This is a genomic window from Pseudomonas sp. MCal1 (assembly GCF_026341415.1).
Classification (GTDB): Bacteria; Pseudomonadota; Gammaproteobacteria; order Pseudomonadales; family Pseudomonadaceae; genus Aquipseudomonas.
Genome location: NZ_JAKUMP010000002.1, coordinates 30,598 through 49,234, shown reverse-complemented (window position 1 = coordinate 49,234; position 18,637 = coordinate 30,598). Strand labels below are relative to the sequence as shown.

Here is an 18,637-nt window from a genome sequence, read left to right as displayed (position 1 = left end):
GAATCACCGTTTGCTTTTGATGATGGTGCCCAGGCCTTGCAGATAGGCCACCAGCGCGTCCATTTCGGTTTTGCCCTTCACGGCATCCCTGGCACCGGCGATGTCTTCGTCGGTGTAAGGGACGCCGAGCGTGCGCAACACTTCCATTTTCCTGGCCGTGTCTTTGCCATCGAGCTTGTTTTCTACGAGGAACGGGTAGGCCGGCATTTTCGACTCAGGCACTACGTTGCGCGGGTTGTACAAGTGCGCACGCTGCCAGTCATCGGAGTAACGACCGCCAACGCGGGCCAGGTCCGGGCCGGTACGCTTGGAACCCCACAGGAACGGGTGATCCCAGACGCTTTCACCGGCGACCGAGTAATGGCCGTAGCGTTCGGTTTCGGCACGGAACGGACGGATCATCTGCGAGTGGCAGCCGACACAGCCGTTGGCGATGTAAACGTCGCGGCCTTCCAGTTCAAGGGCGGTGCGCGGCTTCATGCCTTCGACCGGCTTGTTGGTGACGTCCTGGAAGAACAGCGGAACGATTTGGGTCAGGCCACCGACGCTGACGGCGATGACCATGAAGAAGGCCAGCAGGCCAATATTCTTCTCGACAGCTTCATGCTTCATCAGTGAGCTCCAACTACGGCGATCTTGGCGGCGGCTTCAGCTTCAGCCGGGTCCGAGGCGCGAACGGTGCGCCACACGTTGTAGGCCATCAACAGCATGCCGCTGGCGAAGAACGCACCGCCCAGGGCACGGACGATGTAGCCAGGATGGCTGGCCTGCAGCGCTTCGACGAACGAGTAGGTGAGGGTGCCGTCGTCGTTGATTGCACGCCACATCAGGCCTTGGGTGATGCCGTTGACCCACATCGAAGCGATGTACAGCACGGTACCGATGGTCGCGAGCCAGAAGTGCGCGTTGATCAGACCGACGCTGTGCATCTGCGCGCGGCCGAACAGTTTCGGGATCATGTGGTAGATCGCGCCGATCGAGATCATCGCTACCCAGCCGAGTGCACCGGCGTGTACGTGGCCGATGGTCCAGTCGGTGTAGTGCGAGAGCGAGTTGACGGTCTTGATCGCCATCATCGGACCTTCGAAGGTCGACATGCCGTAGAACGCCAGCGATACCACGAGGAAACGCAGGATCGGGTCGGTGCGCAGCTTATGCCAGGCGCCCGACAGGGTCATCATGCCGTTGATCATGCCGCCCCAGCTCGGCGCCAGCAGGATGATCGACATTGCCATGCCCAGCGATTGTGCCCAGTCCGGCAGAGCGGTGTAGTGCAGGTGGTGCGGGCCGGCCCAGATGTACAGGGTGATCAGCGCCCAGAAGTGCACGATCGACAGACGATAGGAGTAGATCGGACGTTCGGCCTGTTTCGGCACGAAGTAGTACATCATCCCCAGGAAACCGGTGGTCAGGAAGAAGCCCACGGCGTTGTGGCCGTACCACCACTGGATCATCGCGTCGGTGGCGCCCGAGTAGGCCGAGTAGGACTTGAACAGGCTGACCGGCAGCGACATGTGGTTGACGATGTGCAGCATCGCGGTCACCACGATGAACGCACCGTAGAACCAGTTACCGACATAGATGTGTTTGGTCTTGCGCTTGGTGATGGTGCCGAAGAACACCAGACCGTAGGTGACCCAGACAATGGCCAGCAGAATGGCGAGAGGCCATTCCAGTTCCGCGTATTCCTTGGTGGTGGTGTAACCCAGCGGCAAGGTAATGATCGCGCCGACGATGACCGCTTGCCATCCCCAGAAGGTGAAGGCCGCGAGGCTGTCGGAAATCAGTCGCGTCTGGCAGGTTCGCTGCACGACATAGTAGGAAGTGGCAAACAGTGCACAACCACCGAAGGCGAAAATCACCAGGTTTGTGTGCAACGGGCGCAGGCGTCCAAAGCTCGTCCACGGCAGACCGAAATTCAGCTCCGGCCAGACCAGTTGCGAGGCGATGAAGACACCGAGCCCCATGCCAAGGATCCCCCAGACCACCGTCATGATGGCGAACTGGCGGACTACCTTATAGTTATAAGCAGTCGGACTGATTGCTGTGCTCATTCTAAGGTTCCACGGTTTGGGTGTTTTATTAGGATTAAAATCGGCCGCAAGTATGTAGAAAGCAGGGGGTCAATGCAACGCGCCATGACCTGGGTCAATGCTTTCCAACGCTGATTCTGCGGCCTTTCCATGCGCCGCGTAAGGACAAAATTGCCCTCGGGCAAAATGTCGCAGCGGACGAAAAAAGCGAGGGGTCCCGGTCGGATGTAACGGGGTGTGTTCGAACGCTCGGTTCGGGTGACGGACGGTAATCGGCACGACAGCCGGTATCTACCGGCCTTTGCGGCCATGTCAGTCAGCCGATTCGTTCAACGCCTCGCTCGGGGTCGACCTGGAACCGGCACGGGCCAGTCCGCATCGAGCAAGCGTAGACCCGAATCCGGGTAACCGAAAGGAGAGGGGGTGAAGGGGTGCGACAATGCGTCGCAAAGGGGCTGGAAACTGCCGCACTGGAAACGTGCGGCAGTTTTGTACGCAATGATTACTTTTTATTGTCCTCGGTAATCAGTTTTTCTGTATTCAATCCATTGCTAAGGCTGTACACATAAGCAGCCAGCAACTGCACTTTATCGTTACCGAGCAGCTCGTTCTGAGCGGGCATGTGGCCTTGACGGCCATGGCGAATGGTTTGCTCGAGCTGGGTCAGGCTGGTGCCGTAGATGAAACCGGCCGGGTGCGTCAGATTCGGCGCGCCCATGGCTTCAGTGCCCTGGCCGTTTGCCCCGTGGCAGGCGATGCAGGTGGTGCTGAACGCCTGCTGACCGGCTTGCAGATCCGCCTTGTTGTCCGCCGGCAATGGCAGCCCCGCCAGTTCATGACGCACATAGGCGGCAACGTTTTTCACGCCAGCCTCGCCCAGCACTTCACCCCACGCCGGCATCGCCGCCATCCGGCCACCCATGATGGTGGTCTTGATGGTTTCGGCGCTGCCGCCCCAACGCCAGTCCTTGTCGGCGAGGTTAGGGAAGCCGAACGCGCCTTTGGCATCCGAGCCATGGCACACCGAGCAGTTGGAGGCGAACAGACGGCCACCCATTTTCAGCGCCTGCGGATCCTTCGCCACTTCTTCCACCGGCATCGCGGCGAACTTGGCGAAGATCGGCCCGAATTTGGCGTCGGCCTTGCTCATTTCCTTTTCCCACTCGTGGACGCCGGTCCAGCCGTCCTCGTAGCCGGGCAGGATGCCTTTCCAGTTGCCGAGGCCCGGATAAAGGATCAGATAGCCCACGGAAAACACCAGCGTGCCGGCAAACAGCATGAACCACCACTGCGGCAGCGGGTTGTCGTACTCCTCGATGCCGTCGAAGCTGTGGCCCATGGTCTGGTCGACGCTGCCCTTGGTTTCGCCCCGACGGGTGCCGACCAGCAGCCAGGTCAGGCCGATCAGGCTGCCGATGGTCAGTACGCAGATCCACGTACTCCAGAAGGTGGTCATGACCGGGTACTCCTTGTTTCAGTTGCAGGGGTTGGGTCGGGTTGCGGCTCGTCGGCAAACGGCAGCAGGCGCGCTTCGGCAAATTCCGGCGTGCGCTTGCGGTTGAACACCCACAGGGTCAGGCCGACGAAGGCCACGAACACCACGACCGTGCCGAGGCCGCGAATCAGCCCCGCGCTCATTTCAAAGGCCATCTCAATCACCTCTTGCTCTTGATCGCAGTGCCAAGCACTTGCAGGTAGGAGACGAGGGCGTCCATTTCGGTCTTGCCCTTGAGGCTGGCCACCGCACCGCTGATGTCGTCGTCGGTGTACGGCACGCCGAGGGTGCGCATGACCTTGAGCTTGGTTTCGGTGTGGCTGCTGTCGACCGGCTGGGTAACCAGCCACGGGTAGGCCGGCATTTTCGATTCCGGCACGACGTTGCGCGGGTTGTACAAGTGCGCACGGTGCCAGTCATCCGAGTAACGCGAACCGACCCGGGCCAGGTCCGGACCGGTACGCTTGGAACCCCACAGGAACGGGTGATCCCACACGCTTTCCCCAGCCACCGAATAGTGGCCGTAGCGTTCGGTTTCGGCGCGGAACGGACGGATCATCTGCGAGTGGCAACCGACGCAGCCTTCGCGGATGTAGATGTCGCGGCCTTCCAGTTGCAGCGCGGTGTAGGGCTTCATGCCTTCCACCGGTTTGTTGGTCACATCCTGGAAGAACAGCGGGACGATCTGGGTCAGGCCGCCAATGCTCACGGCGAACACCATCAGCAGCATCAGCAGGCCGACGTTCTTTTCAATCGTTTCGTGTTTCATGGCGGACTCCTCAGACCATCTGCGCGGCAGCAACGACGTCAGCAGGCTGCGAGGCCCGCACGGTGCGCCAGGTGTTGTAAGCCATCAGCAACATGCCGCTGAGGAAGATCGCCCCGCCGATCAACCGCACGACGAAGCCCGGGTGGCTGGCCACCAGGGTTTCGACGAATGAATAGGTCAGCGTGCCGTCCTCGTTCACCGCACGCCACATCAGGCCCTGGGCGATGCCGTTGACCCACATCGAAGCGATGTAGAGCACGGTGCCGATGGTCGCGAGCCAGAAGTGCGCGTTGATCAGGCCGATGCTGTGCATCTGCTCTTTGCCGAAGACTTTCGGGATCATGTGGTACAGCGCGCCGATGGAAATCATCGCCACCCAGCCGAGGGCGCCGGCGTGTACGTGACCGATGGTCCAGTCGGTGTAGTGGGAGAGGGCGTTGACGGTCTTGATCGCCATCATCGGACCTTCGAAGGTCGACATGCCGTAGAACGCCAGCGACACCACCAAAAAGCGCAGGATCGGGTCGCTGCGCAACTTATGCCAGGCGCCCGACAGGGTCATCATGCCGTTGATCATGCCGCCCCAGCTCGGGGCCAGCAGAATCAGCGACATCACCATGCCCAGCGACTGCGCCCAGTCCGGCAGCGCGGTGTAGTGCAGGTGGTGCGGGCCGGCCCAGATGTACAGGGTGATCAGCGCCCAGAAGTGCACGATCGACAGGCGATACGAATACACCGGACGTTCGGCCTGTTTCGGCACGAAGTAGTACATCATCCCGAGGAAACCGGCGGTGAGGAAAAAGCCTACTGCGTTGTGGCCGTACCACCATTGCACCATCGCATCGGTTGCACCGGCGTATACCGAGTAGGACTTGGTGAAGCTCACCGGCAACTCAAGGTTGTTGACGATGTGCAGGATCGCCACGGTGATGATGAACGCGCCGAAAAACCAGTTGCCCACATAAATGTGTTTGGTCTTGCGCTGCATGATCGTGCCGAAGAACACGATGGCGTAGGCGACCCAGACGATGGTGATCAGAATGTCGATTGGCCATTCCAGCTCGGCGTATTCCTTGGAGCTGGTGTAACCCAGTGGCAGGCTGATGGCCGCCAGCAGGATCACAAGCTGCCAGCCCCAGAAGCAGAAGGCGGCGATTTGCGGCGCGAACAGTTGCGTCTGGCAGGTGCGCTGCACCGAGTAGAACGAACTGGCGAACAAGGCACAGCCACCGAACGCGAAGATCACCGCGTTGGTGTGCAGCGGGCGCAGGCGTCCGAAGCTGGTCCACGGCAGGTTGAAGTTGAGTTCGGGCCAGACCAATTGAGCCGCGAGAAAAACCCCGAGCCCCATGCCGACGATGCCCCACACCACCGTCATAATGGCGAATTGGCGGACCACCTTGTAGTTGTAGGCGGTACTGATAGAAGTGTTCATGGTTCCCCATCCACGGTTCAGCCGAAGTGAGTGCGCTTGCGACAAACAGGCAGCGCGTCCTTCGCCTGGAGTTATAGGCAGACTAAAAGCGAGGCAAGCATGGACAAACAGCACAAGGCCAGTATTGACGGGGATCAATGGGCGCAGTGCCTGCGGGATCACGGGTGGCTTTGGGATGCCGCTGTTGGGGAGGCTTCGGCGACGCTCATTCTTGCCCATGGTGCCGGGGCGCCGATGGACAGCGACTGGATGAACGATATGGCTGGGCGCCTTGCCGGGCTTGGTATCAACGTGTTGCGGTTTGAGTTTCCTTATATGGCGCAGCGGCGGGTTGATGGCAGCAAACGCCCGCCGAATCCGGCGCCGAAGTTGCTCGAATGTTGGCGTGAGGTGTATGGCTTGGTGCGACTTCATGTCGCTGGGGTTTTGGCGGTTGGCGGCAAGTCGATGGGGGGGCGGATGGCCAGTCTTCTTGCCGATGAGCTTGGCGCGGATGCTTTGGTTTGTCTGGGGTATCCGTTTTATGCGGTTGGGAAACCTGAGAAACCGCGGGTTGAGCATTTGGCTTCTTTGCGGACTCGGACGCTGATTGTTCAGGGGGAGCGGGATGCGCTTGGCAATCGGGACGCTGTCGGGGCTTACGATCTATCGCCGAGTATTGAGGTTTTTTGGTTGGCCTCTGGGGATCATGATTTGAAGCCGCTGAAGGTTTCCGGGTTTACGCAGGAGCAGCATTTGGCTTCGGCGGCGGAGAGGGTTGCCGGGTTTCTTCGGTGAGGTTTGGTTTTTGGGTGTATATCCGTTGCTGCGGTTATGGCTGCTTAGGGTTCCGCCCTTACGGCGGGTCACTTTTGGCAAACGCCCCAAAAGTAACCAAAAACGCTTGCTCCTACGTCCGGCCCACTCGCTAAAGCTCGGGGTTCCTTCGCTCCGGGATTCATCCGGGGGGCATCGCCTACGGTTTGCTTCGCTGCACCTCCTCTCGATGCATGCGGCTGCGCCGCACGGTCGCTGCGCTCCCACCCCCGGATAAATCCCTCCACTCAGCCTTCCGACGTCGCCCGTGGATCAAGATCAAAAGCGGTACTCGAGCTAACGCTCATCGTGTTGAGTGGTGAGAAGCCATGCGGATTGCAGCAGGGAAGTATCTGCTTGTTTTCTGTGCGTAAACGTAATTCCGAAACGGCGTTTAAAGTACACGAACCGTTACGCCATAAGGGCTACAACACCTTGCGTCGTTGCCTACACGTACGCCAGAATCCGCCGGCTTACGCGGCTTGGAGAGGGCTATATCGTTTCCCTGTCACTGAAAAACAGTGATCGGGTTTGGTAGCCCGTCTGTAATAGCTGTGTGGCAACACCGTATGCAGTCCTTTTCTTGGGGCTCGGTTTTATGGTGGTCATGCGTGGGGCTCATTCGTGAGCGCCGGGTTCCTATTGCAGCCGGTCTACCAACCCGCGTATGGCCGCCACCCATCGTTTGGTAGCGTGGGTGATGGCTCCTTGAAGTCTGCGATAGGAGTTACATCTATGTTCAAAGCCACACCAAACCCGCCAGAAACCGATCCAACCTCCAACGACCCCGAGCTTGAGTCCCAAAAGACAAAAGCAGCCGCCGACCGCGCACTCGACTATTACCTCGGCCCCGAAATCCCGAAGTACTTCCCGCCCAAGGCCCGCCCCATCTACATGGTCGATCCCACGCTCGATGACGAAACACTGCTGGTCGAAGCCTGCGAATCACTGTCGTCAGCCAACGCCATGGCCGGCAATATCGCCAACTCGGTGAAAGGTCCTGAGCGCAAACCGTTGCTGGCGCTGCAACAGCTGATCATGTTGAACGAGCTGCTGGTGAATCGTCTGCTGGACAAGCTTCGTTTGCCGCAGTAGTCGTCAATCGCCGTAAATAACAAACAAAAAACCCCGGAAGCTTTCGCTGTCCGGGGTTTTTATTGCCAGAACAATCAGCGGTTAAACCGCTCCACCAACGAGTATTGCGTGTTGGCCGTCTTGGTCAGCTCTTCACTCAGCAACGCCGAGTTATGCGCCTGTTCCGAGGTCTGGTCCGCCAGTTCCGAGATGTTGCTGATGTTGCGGCTGATTTCTTCAGCCACGGCACTTTGCTCTTCGGTCGCGGCGGCGATCTGGGTGGTCATGTCGGTGATGTTGGCCACTGCTTCGCTGATGCCGACCAGGGCCTGATCCGCTTCCAGAACCCGTGCCACACCTTCTTCCGCCTGGCGATGGCCGGCTTCCATGGTTTGTACGGCGCTGGACGCAGTCTGTTGCAGCTTGGCGATCAGGGCGTGGATCTGGCCGGTGGATTCGCTGGTGCGTTGCGCCAGTTGGCGGACTTCGTCGGCCACCACGGCAAAACCGCGGCCCATTTCGCCAGCGCGGGCGGCTTCAATTGCAGCGTTGAGCGCCAGCAGGTTGGTCTGGTCGGCGATGCCTTTGATCACATCAACCACACCGCCGATTTCGTCGCTGTCCTTGGCCAGTTGGGTGACGGTCAGGCCGGTTTCGCCGACGACGACAGACAGGCGCTGGATGGCTTCGCGGGTTTCACCGGCGATATCGCGGCCGCGACCGGTCAGGCGGTTGGCTTCCTGGGTGGCGTCGGCGGTGCGCTGTACGTGGCTCGCCACTTCTTGCGTGGTGGCGGCCATCTGGTTGACGGCGGTGGCGACCTGTTCGGTTTCCACGCGCTGACGTTCCAGACCGGTGGAGCTGTTGTGCGCCAGGGCGTCGGACTGTTTGGCCTGATCGGTCAGGTGCTCGGCGGTGTCCTGCAGACGGGTCAGGCAGGTTTTCAGGCGGGCTTCCTGGCTCAGGATCGACATCTCCAGACGCGCCTGAGGGCCACGGCTGTCGGTGTACATCTGCGCGATCAACGGGTCGGAGGTGGTCTGCTCGGCCAGACGCAGCAGGCGCTTGAGCCCGCGTTGTTGCCATTGCAGACCCAGCAGGCCCAGCGGCACCGACAGGCCGGCGGCGAGGGCGAAGCCCCACTGCGAGTTCAGGGTGGCGCCGATCATGAAGCTCAACTGGCTGACCAGAATGAACGGCAGCCAGTCCTGCAGCACCGGCAGCCACTTGTCTGTTTGTGGAATCGCCGACTTGCCCTGGTTGATGCGTTGGTAGAGCGCTTCGGCACGGCGGATCTGTTCGGCGGTGGGTTTGACCCGCACCGACTCGTAACCGACCACCTGATTGCCATCGAACACCGGCGTTACATAGGCGTTCACCCAGTAATGATCACCGGTCTTGCAGCGATTCTTGACAATGCCCATCCATGGCAAGCCTTGTTTCAGTGTGCCCCACATGTGCGCAAACACCGCCGCCGGGACGTCGGGGTGACGAACCAGGTTGTGCGGCGCACGGATCAGTTCCTCACGCGAAAACCCGCTGATTTCGACGAACGCGTCGTTGCAGTAGGTGATCACGCCCTTGGCATCGGTTGTGGAAATCAACCGCTGCTGAGCCGGGAAAGTCCGTTCGCGTTGTGTAATGGGCTGGTTATTACGCATGGTTTTTCAATCCGCAAGGCTTTGAAGGGTTGTCGGCGGGGTCGGCGATTTATTGAAGTTTTTTTTCATTTATAAGTACGGCGTCGCAAAACGGCCCTTGCTTCAACCCGCGAGCATCGGATAGGTGAACAGACCGAAATGCAGCAGGTTCAGGCCAAAGTGCGTGGCGATTGCCGCACCAAGCCCGCCGAAACGATAGGCCAGACCATAGCCGACACCCGCCAGGCTCGCCAGCAGCACCCATTGCCAGCCAGCGCCCACATGCACCAGGCCGAACAGCAGGGACGCAAGCAGCAGCGCGAGGTTTTCGCCGTAAGGCAGATGTTTGAAACGCCGGCTGAGGCCGCCCTGTATATAGCCGCGAAACAGCGCTTCTTCGACCAGCGTCACCAGCAGCAGATTGTTCAGCACCCACAGCCACGCTTGGTCGGGCCATTTCGGCGCCCAGGTGATCATGCCCAGCAACACCGCGCCGCCCAACGCCAGAATCACGCTCAGCGTCAGTGCCAGCGCGGTCGCGTAGACGGTCAGGCGCAACGAGCGCCGCGCGACGATCCATGGGCAGACCAGCAGCAGCCAGAAGCCAATCAGTGGTTTGTCGAGATTCAGGTACATCGAGAACGGCACCGCGTTGTCGGTGAAGCGCTGCGGTTCGATGACCCGGCCGTTGTAGAAGCCCGGAAGCCAGTGCAGGGCCAGCGCCAGCGCCAGCACGATAAACAGGCCATGGCCGAGATATCGCCCGACCGGCACGGTTTGCTGGCGCACGGCGTAACCGGCGAAAACCAGCAGTGCAATGGAGATCAGCGCCAGCCAGCCGAGCTGGCCGAAACTCAGCGCTAATCCGTAACCAAGGCTGAGAAGCCCGAGATAGAGCCATGGCAGAGCGGTCATGGAAAGTCCTTGTGCACGATTTGTGGACAGGCTTTCTACACGTCCGGGGGCGAGGGGACAAGTGAAGGTGTAGGGGAAAACCGGGACGCGGGCCCTGTGGATCCCCACAGGGCCTGTGCTGCGCACGAATCAGCGCAGATTGAGCTTCGCCGCCGCGCGCTCGGTGATTTCCCGGCGCAGTTTCAGCGAAGGTGCCGCACGCTTGCGCGCCTCATCGACAATCCCGCTCGGCGCAGTGTCCGGGCTGCCCGCATCAAACGGCGGCGCCGGCGCATATTCCAGCTGCAACTGCACCAGCTGCGCGGTGTCGACGCCGACCAGTTCCTGCGACAGGGTCAGGGCAAAATCGATCCCGGCCGTGATGCCGCCCCCGGTAAACAGATTGCCGTCGCGCACCACCCGATCCTTCACCGCGATCGCGCCCAGTGTCGGCAGCAGATCGTGATAAGCCCAATGCGTGGTCGCCCGTTTGCCCTGCAACAGACCCGCCGCCCCGAGCACCAGCGAACCGGTGCACACCGACGTCACGTAACGCGCCTGCGCGGCTTGCGCCTTGATGAACGCCAGCGTCTGCTCATCTTCCATCAACGCCCCGACCCCGGCGCCGCCGGGTACGCAGATGACGTCCAGATCCGGGCAATCCTCGAAGGTCGTGGTCGGTTTCAGCAGCAACCCGGTGCTGGAAGTCACCGGCACCAGATCCTTCCAGACCAGATGCACCTGCACGTCCGGCAACGAGGCCAGCACGTCATACGGGCCGGTCAGGTCGAGTTGCTGCACTTGGGGAAACAACAGAAAACCGATCTGCAGCGCCATGGTTCTTCTCCGTGAAAAGGGGGGTAGACGTCTTCACTGTAGGCGCGTAGGTTTTGGCGCATACGCCAATAAGCCCTCGAATTACGCCAAATGCCGAAAACTATCCACGTACTCGCCTTCGCCAATGTGCAATTGCTTGATGTCACCGGGCCGTTGCAGGTTTTCGCCTCGGCCAACGATATCGCCCGCCAGCAGGGTTTGCCTGCGCCTTACGCGCCATTGGTCATCGCCAGCGGCGGCGGGGCGGTGAACTCCTCCGCCGGGCTGGCGATGCTGGCCGAGCCGCTGCCGAAACAGCCCAGCGATACGCTGATCATCGCCGGTGGCTGGGGCGTTTACGCCGCTGCCGAAGACGCCGAATTGGTGAGTTGGGTGCGCGAACATGCCAATGGCTGCCGACGCGTGGCTTCGGTCTGTACGGGGGCGTTTTTGCTGGCCGCCAGCGGCTGGCTCGACGGTCGCCGGGTCGTCACCCACTGGACCCGTTGCGAGCAACTAGCGCAGCGACATCCACGCTTGCAGGTCGAGCCCAATCCGATCTTCATCAACGACGGCCCGGTCTGGACCTCGGCGGGCGTCACCGCCGGCATCGACCTGGCGCTGGCCATGGTCGAAGACGATCTCGGCCGCGACATGGCCCTGGACGTCGCCCGGCAACTGGTGGTGTTCCTCAAGCGACCGGGCGGGCAGTCGCAATTCAGCGTGACGCTGTCACTGCAAAAACAGGGCAACCGCTTCGATGATCTGCACGCGTGGATCGCCGAACACCTGACTTGCGATCTGGGCATCCCGACCCTCGCCGAACAGGCCGGCATGAGCGAACGCAGCTTCGTGCGCCACTACCGCGCCGACACCGGCCAGACCCCGGCCCGGGCCATCGAACTGATCCGCGTCGAAACCGCGCGTCGCTTGCTGAGCGATACCGGGTTGCCGATCAAGCGGGTCGCGGCCAATTGTGGTTTTGGCAGTGAAGAGACGTTAAGACGCAGTTTCCTGCGGGCCATGGGCGTGACGCCGCAGGCGTATCGGGAGCGGTTTTCGGTCAGCGCTGGAGCAGGTCCAGTAATGCCTTGAGCGTTTCGCCCGGCGCTTCTTCGGGAATGTTGTGCCCGACACCCGCCAGCACCCGCCGCTCGTAAACCCCGGTGAAGTGCTGCGCATCTTCATCGTCTTCCGGAGCCGGGCCGACGCCATCATCGGCACCGCACAGCGAAATCGTCGGAACGCTGATCGCCGGTTGTTTCTCCAGCGCCTGCTCCATGCCTTCCAGCGCCGGATCACCCGGCGCGTACATGAACCGATGGCGATAAGAGTGAATCACCACCTCGACGAAATCCGGGTTGTCGAACGCCGGCGCACTCAGTGGATAACGCTCGGCGTTCCGCGCCCAGGTCGGTGACCACAATTGCCACAGCAACTCGCACAGCGCCCGACGATTCTGCGTCAGCCCTGCAACGCCACGGGGTGTGTGGAAGTAGTACTGATACCAATAACGGTGCTCGCTCTGCGGATCCAGCGGCTGGACCGAATTCGGAATGTCTTGCAGGTTGTAGCCATCGCCCGTCACCAACCCACGCACCCGCTCGGGATACAACGCCGCCACAATGCAAGCCGCCCGACCGCCCCAGTCGTAACCGCACAACGTCGCTTGCTCGATACCCAGCGCATCCATCAGATCCAGCAGATCCTGAGCCAGCGCCGCTTGCTGGCCGGAACGCAACGTGTCCGCGCTGTTGAAACGGGTCGGGCCGTAACCGCGCAAGTACGGCACGATCACTCGATAACCCTCGGCGGCGAGGAACGGGGCGATTTCGTCGTAGGCGCGGGGGGAGTAGGGGAAGCCGTGAAGCAGGATGACCGGCGCGCCGTCTTCAGGGCCGTGATGCTCATAGGCGATGGTCAGACTTTCAGTCTTGCAAAACGGCATCACGGCTTGGGTCATACGGGATTCCTCAAGTTTCAGCTTCCGCCACCTGATTGAAATACTTGCTGCGATCCGGCGTAAACGTCACCACCATTTTCGTCCGCGAGCAGGTCATGACCCGCTCTGAACCCAAATCAATATCCAGATCCTCGCCACGCAACCCTTGCCACTGGGCCAGGTATTTCAGCGATCCGTACTTTTCATTCTTCTTCAGGCTGCGGCTGACCCCGCCTTTCCAGCCCAGCACCGGCAGTTCGTCGGCGCTGCAGCGTTGGGCGAGGTCGGGGAAGCGGGCGGCGCGCTGGCGGCCGATTTCCCAGCATTTGATCAGGCCCTTGTCGGCGGCTTCCCACAGTTCGTCGCGGGTTAGGCCCGTACGCAGAGGGGAATCGATGGGGCGGTGGATGCGTTGGCTCATTCTGGTTCCTTGAATCGGGTTTTTATTGGACAGCTCCGCTGTGCCCGTTGCGGTGGATGGTAGGGGTGGATGTAACAGCTGGCAACAAGGTATTTCGGGGTGTAAGTGCGAGTTGCGGGCCAAGCGTTACACGGGGTTGGCAGGTTTTTGCAGGCCGTGCCATCAACCAGTTGTATCGAAAGGAATAGATTGTGTGGGCCGGCCCGCCAAGGGCAAGGCTCGGGGTTGTTTGCCGTTCGTCGGTGGCCTTCCTACAAACGGCAATTGGATTTGCGATTTTTCTTACAGGCTCTGGCGAAGAAATATGACTACGGCTGCCAGTAATTCTTCTCCCCACTCAACTTGCGATCCAGAAAACTCGCCGCGCTGATCAGCGCCAGGTGGGTCAATGCCTGTGGCGTATTACCCAGATGCCGGCCACGGTTATCGAATTCCTCCGCGTACAACCCAAGTGGATTGGCATAACGCAGCAGTTGCTCGAACTCCAGATGGGCCTTTTCCACTTGCCCGGCGCGGGCCAGGCATTCGACGTACCAGAACGAGCACGCGGCAAAGGCGCCCTCAGTGCCGGACAAACCATCGATGCCGGCATCGTCATTGCGATAGCGATAAACCATGCCGTCACGCACCAAGTGTTTTTCGATGGCTTCCAGCGTCGCCAGCCATTTCGGATCCTTGGCGCTGACAAAACGCACCAGCGGCATCAGCAGCATCGAGCCATCGAGCGCCGTGCCGCCCTGGTATTGCACGAAATGCCCATGCTCTTCGTTCCAGAAGTTGTCCCAGATGTCGGCGTGGATTGCCTGGCGGGTCTGGTCCCAGCGGGCGAAGGGCGCCGGCAGCGAGCGTTTCGAGGCCAGGCGGATCGCCCGGTCCAGCGCCACCCAGCACATCAGTCGTGAATGAAGGAAGTGATGTTGCTCACCGCGCATTTCCCAGATGCCTACATCCTTGGTCTGCCAGGTCTCACAGACCTGATCGATGACTTCCATCACATGTTTCCAGCCTTCGTGGGAAATCGCGTCGCCGTACTTGTTGACCAGATAAACGGCGTCCATCAGTTCGCCGAAGATATCCAGCTGGATCTGGTCGTAGGCGCCATTGCCGATGCGCACCGGTTTTGCGCCGCCGTGTCCGGATAAATGCGTGAGTTCGGTTTCCGGGAGTTCCTGGCGACCGTCGATCGCGTAGAGGATGTTCAGCTTCATCCGATGGCCGCTGCAATCGCTGACCCGCCCGCGTAGCCAGCGCATGTAGCCGTTGGCCTCGTCGACAAAACCCAGGCGCATGAAGGCGTAGACGGTGAACGAGGCATCGCGGATCCAGGTGTAGCGATAGTCCCAGTTGCGTTCGCCGCCGGGGGTTTCCGGCAGGCCGAAGGTGGCGGCGGCGAGGATCGCGCCGTGCTGGCGCGAGGTCAGCAGCTTCAGGGCCAGGGCCGAGCGGTTGACCATTTCCCGCCAGCGACCGCGGTAGTTGGACTGGCCGATCCAGTCGCGCCAGAACTTCAGCGTGCGCTCGATACACAACTGCGCGGCGCCTTCGGCAAAGCGCGGATCATCGCTGGCGCCGAGCATGAACGCGGCGGTCTGATCCTGCTTGAGGGTGAATTGCGCGACGGCGGCGTCCTGACCGACGCTCAAGGGCTGGTCCGAGGCCAGCCGCAGTGTTGGCTGCCCGCTGGCGCTGAACAGCACATCCTTTTGATCGATAACGGCGCGGGTTTGCGCGCGGGCATAGTCGTGCCGAACGGCGCAGCGCAGGTGAAACGTCGCCTGCCCGCTGACCACCCGCACCCGGCGCATCAACAGCGGCAGTGCATCGTCGTTGTCGCCGATGGGCAGCAGATCGGTGATTTCCACCACGGCGTGATCGCTGAGCCAACGGGTCTGCAAAACGTTGGTGTCCGGCAGGTAAATCTGCTCGCGCCGGGCGTCGGGCAGGTCCGGGGCCAACTGGAAAATCCCCGCATCGGGGGTATCGAGCAGCGAGCAGAAGATCGACGGGCTGTCGAACTCCGGCCAGCAGAAAAAATCCACGCTGCCCTTGTCATTGATCAGCGCGGCGCTGCGCAGGTCGCCAATGATGCCGTGGGCGTCGATGGGGCTTTGTCGTTCGGATTGATGCTCAACCATTGCCACGGAACTCCGGATAGAGGCTCATGCCGCCGTCGATGAACAGGGTGGTGCCGACGATGTAGTCGGAGGCATCGGAGGCGAGGAACACCGCCGCATTGGCCACGTCCTCGACATCGCCGATGCGCCCGTAAGGGATGAGTTTGAGCAGGGCCTGGCCCGCGTCGCCTTCGGTGGCGTCCTTATTGATCGCCGTGCGGATCGCCCCCGGCGCGATGCCGTTGATGCGGATTCGCTGGTGGCTGACCTCCTGGGCCAGAGTCTGCATCAACTGATCGACGCCGCCCTTGGACGCTGCGTAATTGACGTGCCCGGCCCAGGGAATGCGCTGGTGCACCGAGCTTATGTGGATGATCTTGCCGGCAGCCCGGGACACGCCTTCGCGCACGCCCTGGCGGTTGAAGATCTGCAGCGCGGCGCGAGCGCAGAGGAACTGGCCGGTGAGGTTGACGCCGATTACCGTGTTCCAGTCGTCCAGCGACATATCCACAGCCGCCGCGTCTTTTTGCAGGCCGGAATTGGCCACCAGAATGTCCAGTGTTCCGAAGGTATCGAGGGTCTGTTGGAACAGCCGCTCTACATCTTCTTCCTTCGATACATCCGCGCCTATGGCGATGGCCTGACCGCCGTCGGCGACGATCTGCCGGGCCAGCGCTTCGGCCGGCTCGGCCTGGCGGTTGTAGTTGATGACGACGGCAGCACCGGCGGCGGCCAGAGCTTTGGCGGCGCCGTGGCCGATGCCGGAACTGGCGCCGGTGACAACAGCCACTTGGCGGGCGAGGGAAATCTGCATGCAGGGTTGCGCCTTGGGTTGGGGGCTTATTTAGCTGACTGATGGCCGGCGGCGAGAGTTCATCCGCGTACATGAAATGATCGACAGGTTTCTCTTGGGCGTTCCCGAGTCCGCATGGGGCGCGGAGCGTCCCGGGATGCACTCCCACGCGGACGGTTCGACGCCTCGACGTGGGAACGATCAACGCAGCAGCGATTGGCCCTGCGCGCGTTGGGGACTTCACATTCCACCAACAATTACTCGCTTCCCCGCCCGTCAGGCTTTGTGGCAACTTGGCCGCCCCTGATGAGGCTGCATCCGATGGCAAACCCTTACCGCGAGTTGTTCAACGCCCCCGGCGCCCGGGCCTTTGTGATGGCCGCGATGATCGCGCGCATGCCGATTTCCATGACCGGCATCGGCGTGATCACGATGCTCTCGCAATTGACCGGCGGCTACGCGTTGGCGGGTGGGGTGGCAGCGACGTTTGCCCTGGCCACGGCGTTTTGCGCGCCGCAGGTGTCACGACTGGTGGATCGCTTCGGTCAGGGGCGAGTGCTGCCGGTGGCGGCGCTGATCGGCGGGGGCGCGCTGCTGATGTTGCTGCTGTGCACCCGTTTGCAGGCGCCGACCTGGACCCTGTTTGTCTGCGCCGCACTTGCCGGATGCATGCCGAGCATGTCGGCGATGGCGCGGGCACGCTGGACCGAAATCTATCGCGGCCAGCCGCAATTGCAGACCGCCTATGCACTGGAGTCGGTGCTCGACGAGGTCTGCTTCATCGTCGGCCCGCCGTTGTCGGTGGGGCTGTGCGTTGGCGTGTTTCCCGAGGCCGGGCCACTGGCGGCGCTGATCATGCTGGCGATTGGCGTGACGGCGTTTGTTGCCCAGCGCAGCACCGAGCCGCCGGTGCATCCGCGTGAGTCGCAGCATCAGGGTTCGATCATTCGTTCGACCGACGTGCAATGGTTGCTGGCGTTGATGCTCGCCATGGGCGTGATTGTCGGCGTGGTGGATGTGGTCAGCGTCGCGTTCGCCCAACAGCAGGGCCAGCCGGCGGCGGCCAGCATCGTGTTGTCGGTGTACGCCATCGGTTCCTGTCTGGCCGGCATTGCCTTCGGCGCGATGCGTTCGAAACTGCCGCTGCCGCGCCTGTTTCTCTACGGCGGTCTGGCGACAGCGGTGACCACGTTGCCGTTGCTGCTGGCAAGCAACATTTTCGGCTTGGCTGTCGCGGTGTTCATCGCCGGGCTGTTCTTCTCGCCGACCCTGATCGTGGCGATGGCGTTGATCGAACGCATCGTGCCGCCGGCCAAGCTCACCGAAGGCCTGACCTGGCTGGTCACCGGCCTGAGCATCGGTGTGGCCATCGGCGCTGCCGGTTCCGGCGCATTGGTGGATGCGTTCGGCGCCCGCAGCGGTTTCTGGCTGGCGATTGCCGCCGGGGCGGTGGTGCTGGGCTCCGCGGTGCAGAGTTTCCGCCACTTGAAATGACTGAACAGACGCGCGCGGGCTAATTTCTGCAGGGCTGCCTTCGTTCTTCTATACAGACAACTTTTCGAGGTAAGCCGGGTGACTCAGCTGACATTGCTGTGCCTTCCTTATTCGGGCGCCAGTGCCATGGTCTACAGCCGCTGGCGACGCAAATTGCCGCAGTGGCTGACGCTGCAACCGGTCGAGCTGCCGGGTCGCGGCGCACGTTTTGGCGAAGCGCTGCAAACCGATATGCGCGCGCTGGCCCGTCAATTGGCCAGCGAACTGCAAACGACCCTGCGCGCGCCTTATGCCATTTTCGGCCACAGCCTCGGCGCGCTGCTGGCCTGCGAGCTGGCCCATGCCTTGCGCGCCCTGGGATTGCCGGAGCCGGTTGCATTGTTCGCCTCCGGTACGGCGGCGCCGACGCTGCGCAGTGACTATGACCGCGGTTTCGCCGAACCCAAGAGCGATGCCGAACTGATCGAGCAGTTGCGCACCTTGAATGGCACCAGCGAAGACATTCTCGCCAACGCCGAATTGATGAGCCTGACCCTGCCGGTACTGCGTGCCGACTTCCTGTTGTGCGGACGTTTTCAGCCGATCCAGCGCCCGCTGCTCAAATGCCCGGTGCATGTGCTGGGCGGTACCACTGATCGCGCGACCACCGAGCAATTGATCGGCTGGAGCAAGGAAACCCTCGGCAGTTTCTCGGTGGACATGCTGGCCGGCGGTCATTTCTTCATCCATGAACACGAGGCCAAAGTGCTGAAGGTCATCAAGGATCAGCTCGACGTACATCACCGCCGGCACTCGATGCCCGCCATTGCCTGAATTTTCAATCGACGACTGCAGGCTGTCTGCCTGTAGTCGTTTCTTCTTTCAGCTCGCAGCTTTGGGCTTGCCGCTGACCTGCTGATACTTCTTCTCATTCGCTAATTTT

18 protein-coding genes are annotated in these 18,637 nt (G+C 61.4%); 5 read left to right on the top strand and 13 right to left on the bottom strand.

Translation table 11 applies throughout. The features are described 5' to 3' along the window. Window positions 1-3: 3 nt before the first annotated feature. The 6 genes from ccoO (MKZ87_RS03415) to ccoN (MKZ87_RS03390) form a co-directional block, all read right to left on the bottom strand. Window positions 4-612, bottom strand: coding sequence for a cytochrome-c oxidase, cbb3-type subunit II (gene ccoO / locus MKZ87_RS03415; protein WP_085700210.1), 609 nt, complete (start codon window positions 610-612; stop codon window positions 4-6). Beyond that, window positions 612-2,054, bottom strand: a complete 1,443-nt coding sequence (gene ccoN / locus MKZ87_RS03410; protein ID WP_085690137.1) for a cytochrome-c oxidase, cbb3-type subunit I — start codon at window positions 2,052-2,054, stop codon at window positions 612-614. The genes ccoO (MKZ87_RS03415) and ccoN (MKZ87_RS03410) overlap by 1 nt, the downstream gene beginning before the upstream one ends. 481 nt (window positions 2,055-2,535) lie before the next feature. Further along, window positions 2,536-3,489 (bottom strand): cytochrome-c oxidase, cbb3-type subunit III, encoded by a 954-nt coding sequence (gene ccoP / locus MKZ87_RS03405; protein WP_085700209.1) that lies wholly within the window; start codon window positions 3,487-3,489, stop codon window positions 2,536-2,538. After that, a complete protein-coding gene (locus MKZ87_RS03400) occupies window positions 3,486-3,683 on the bottom strand; it encodes a cbb3-type cytochrome oxidase subunit 3 (RefSeq protein WP_085700208.1) in 198 nt (65 codons plus the stop codon). The genes ccoP and MKZ87_RS03400 overlap by 4 nt, the downstream gene beginning before the upstream one ends. A 5-nt stretch (window positions 3,684-3,688) precedes the next feature. Continuing rightward, window positions 3,689-4,297, bottom strand: a complete 609-nt coding sequence (gene ccoO / locus MKZ87_RS03395; protein ID WP_085700207.1) for a cytochrome-c oxidase, cbb3-type subunit II — start codon at window positions 4,295-4,297, stop codon at window positions 3,689-3,691. Between the two features lie 10 nt (window positions 4,298-4,307). Next, entirely contained in the window at window positions 4,308-5,732 is a 1,425-nt protein-coding gene (ccoN, locus tag MKZ87_RS03390; protein WP_085703530.1) for a cytochrome-c oxidase, cbb3-type subunit I, read from the bottom strand. A gap of 99 nt (window positions 5,733-5,831) precedes the next feature. On the opposite strand from ccoN (MKZ87_RS03390), the gene MKZ87_RS03385 reads away from it, so the two are divergent. Both MKZ87_RS03385 and MKZ87_RS03380 read left to right on the top strand, forming a co-directional pair. Continuing rightward, window positions 5,832-6,509, top strand: a complete 678-nt coding sequence (locus MKZ87_RS03385; protein WP_085703529.1) for an alpha/beta family hydrolase — start codon at window positions 5,832-5,834, stop codon at window positions 6,507-6,509. 753 nt (window positions 6,510-7,262) lie between these two features. After that, window positions 7,263-7,622: a DUF6124 family protein gene (locus MKZ87_RS03380; protein WP_085703528.1), complete on the top strand. Its 360-nt coding sequence runs from the start codon at window positions 7,263-7,265 to the stop codon at window positions 7,620-7,622. A 74-nt stretch (window positions 7,623-7,696) separates the two neighbouring features. Here MKZ87_RS03380 and MKZ87_RS03375 read toward each other — a convergent pair whose 3' ends face one another. The 3 genes from MKZ87_RS03375 to inhA form a co-directional block, all read right to left on the bottom strand. After that, entirely contained in the window at window positions 7,697-9,262 is a 1,566-nt protein-coding gene (locus MKZ87_RS03375) for a methyl-accepting chemotaxis protein (RefSeq protein WP_085703527.1), read from the bottom strand. Window positions 9,263-9,364: 102 nt separating this feature from the next. After that, complete coding sequence (locus tag MKZ87_RS03370) at window positions 9,365-10,156, bottom strand: CPBP family intramembrane glutamic endopeptidase (RefSeq protein ID WP_085700203.1); 792 nt, start codon at window positions 10,154-10,156, stop codon at window positions 9,365-9,367. A gap of 129 nt (window positions 10,157-10,285) precedes the next feature. After that, on the bottom strand, window positions 10,286-10,972 hold the full coding sequence (gene inhA, locus MKZ87_RS03365; protein WP_085703526.1) for an isonitrile hydratase: 687 nt from the start codon (window positions 10,970-10,972) through the stop codon (window positions 10,286-10,288). Window positions 10,973-11,062: 90 nt separating this feature from the next. On the opposite strand from inhA, the gene MKZ87_RS03360 reads away from it, so the two are divergent. Beyond that, window positions 11,063-12,046 carry a GlxA family transcriptional regulator gene (locus MKZ87_RS03360; protein ID WP_085703525.1) on the top strand — a complete coding sequence of 328 codons (984 nt, stop codon included), beginning with the start codon at window positions 11,063-11,065 and terminating at the stop codon, window positions 12,044-12,046. Here MKZ87_RS03360 and MKZ87_RS03355 read toward each other — a convergent pair. The 4 genes from MKZ87_RS03355 to MKZ87_RS03340 form a co-directional block, all read right to left on the bottom strand. Then, window positions 12,015-12,914, bottom strand: a complete 900-nt coding sequence (locus MKZ87_RS03355; RefSeq protein WP_085703524.1) for an alpha/beta fold hydrolase — start codon at window positions 12,912-12,914, stop codon at window positions 12,015-12,017. The genes MKZ87_RS03360 and MKZ87_RS03355 overlap by 32 nt on opposite strands. A 10-nt stretch (window positions 12,915-12,924) precedes the next feature. Beyond that, on the bottom strand, window positions 12,925-13,314 hold the full coding sequence (locus MKZ87_RS03350; protein WP_085703523.1) for a hypothetical protein: 390 nt from the start codon (window positions 13,312-13,314) through the stop codon (window positions 12,925-12,927). Window positions 13,315-13,622: 308 nt separating this feature from the next. Then, window positions 13,623-15,449 (bottom strand): glycoside hydrolase family 15 protein, encoded by a 1,827-nt coding sequence (locus MKZ87_RS03345; protein WP_085703522.1) that lies wholly within the window; start codon window positions 15,447-15,449, stop codon window positions 13,623-13,625. Beyond that, window positions 15,442-16,242 (bottom strand): glucose 1-dehydrogenase, encoded by an 801-nt coding sequence (locus MKZ87_RS03340; protein WP_085703521.1) that lies wholly within the window; start codon window positions 16,240-16,242, stop codon window positions 15,442-15,444. The genes MKZ87_RS03345 and MKZ87_RS03340 overlap by 8 nt, the downstream gene beginning before the upstream one ends. 300 nt (window positions 16,243-16,542) lie before the next feature. Here MKZ87_RS03340 and MKZ87_RS03335 point away from each other — a divergent pair, with 300 nt between their 5' ends. Continuing rightward, a complete protein-coding gene (locus MKZ87_RS03335) occupies window positions 16,543-17,715 on the top strand; it encodes an MFS transporter (protein WP_085703520.1) in 1,173 nt (390 codons plus the stop codon). 78 nt (window positions 17,716-17,793) lie between these two features. Then, window positions 17,794-18,528, top strand: coding sequence for a thioesterase II family protein (locus MKZ87_RS03330; RefSeq protein ID WP_085700193.1), 735 nt, complete (start codon window positions 17,794-17,796; stop codon window positions 18,526-18,528). Window positions 18,529-18,637: the final 109 nt, after the last annotated feature.

Excerpts from the sequence above, each read along its gene's own strand:
- MKZ87_RS03350 (WP_085703523.1), bottom strand. The coding sequence starts at position 13,314 with ATGAGCCAACGCATCCACCGCCCCATCGATTCCCCTCTGCGTACGGGC.
- ccoP (WP_085700209.1), bottom strand. The coding sequence starts at position 3,489 with ATGACCACCTTCTGGAGTACGTGGATCTGCGTACTGACCATCGGCAGC.
- ccoN (WP_085690137.1), bottom strand. The coding sequence starts at position 2,054 with ATGAGCACAGCAATCAGTCCGACTGCTTATAACTATAAGGTAGTCCGC.
- MKZ87_RS03345 (WP_085703522.1), bottom strand. The coding sequence starts at position 15,449 with ATGGTTGAGCATCAATCCGAACGACAAAGCCCCATCGACGCCCACGGC.
- ccoO (WP_085700210.1), bottom strand. The coding sequence starts at position 612 with ATGAAGCATGAAGCTGTCGAGAAGAATATTGGCCTGCTGGCCTTCTTC.
- MKZ87_RS03370 (WP_085700203.1), bottom strand. The coding sequence starts at position 10,156 with ATGACCGCTCTGCCATGGCTCTATCTCGGGCTTCTCAGCCTTGGTTAC.
- MKZ87_RS03335 (WP_085703520.1), top strand. The coding sequence starts at position 16,543 with ATGGCAAACCCTTACCGCGAGTTGTTCAACGCCCCCGGCGCCCGGGCC.
- MKZ87_RS03380 (WP_085703528.1), top strand. The coding sequence starts at position 7,263 with ATGTTCAAAGCCACACCAAACCCGCCAGAAACCGATCCAACCTCCAAC.
- MKZ87_RS03400 (WP_085700208.1), bottom strand. The coding sequence starts at position 3,683 with ATGGCCTTTGAAATGAGCGCGGGGCTGATTCGCGGCCTCGGCACGGTC.
- MKZ87_RS03375 (WP_085703527.1), bottom strand. The coding sequence starts at position 9,262 with ATGCGTAATAACCAGCCCATTACACAACGCGAACGGACTTTCCCGGCT.
- ccoN (WP_085703530.1), bottom strand. The coding sequence starts at position 5,732 with ATGAACACTTCTATCAGTACCGCCTACAACTACAAGGTGGTCCGCCAA.
- inhA (WP_085703526.1), bottom strand. The coding sequence starts at position 10,972 with ATGGCGCTGCAGATCGGTTTTCTGTTGTTTCCCCAAGTGCAGCAACTC.
- MKZ87_RS03385 (WP_085703529.1), top strand. The coding sequence starts at position 5,832 with ATGGACAAACAGCACAAGGCCAGTATTGACGGGGATCAATGGGCGCAG.
- MKZ87_RS03340 (WP_085703521.1), bottom strand. The coding sequence starts at position 16,242 with ATGCAGATTTCCCTCGCCCGCCAAGTGGCTGTTGTCACCGGCGCCAGT.
- ccoO (WP_085700207.1), bottom strand. The coding sequence starts at position 4,297 with ATGAAACACGAAACGATTGAAAAGAACGTCGGCCTGCTGATGCTGCTG.
- MKZ87_RS03360 (WP_085703525.1), top strand. The coding sequence starts at position 11,063 with ATGCCGAAAACTATCCACGTACTCGCCTTCGCCAATGTGCAATTGCTT.
- MKZ87_RS03355 (WP_085703524.1), bottom strand. The coding sequence starts at position 12,914 with ATGACCCAAGCCGTGATGCCGTTTTGCAAGACTGAAAGTCTGACCATC.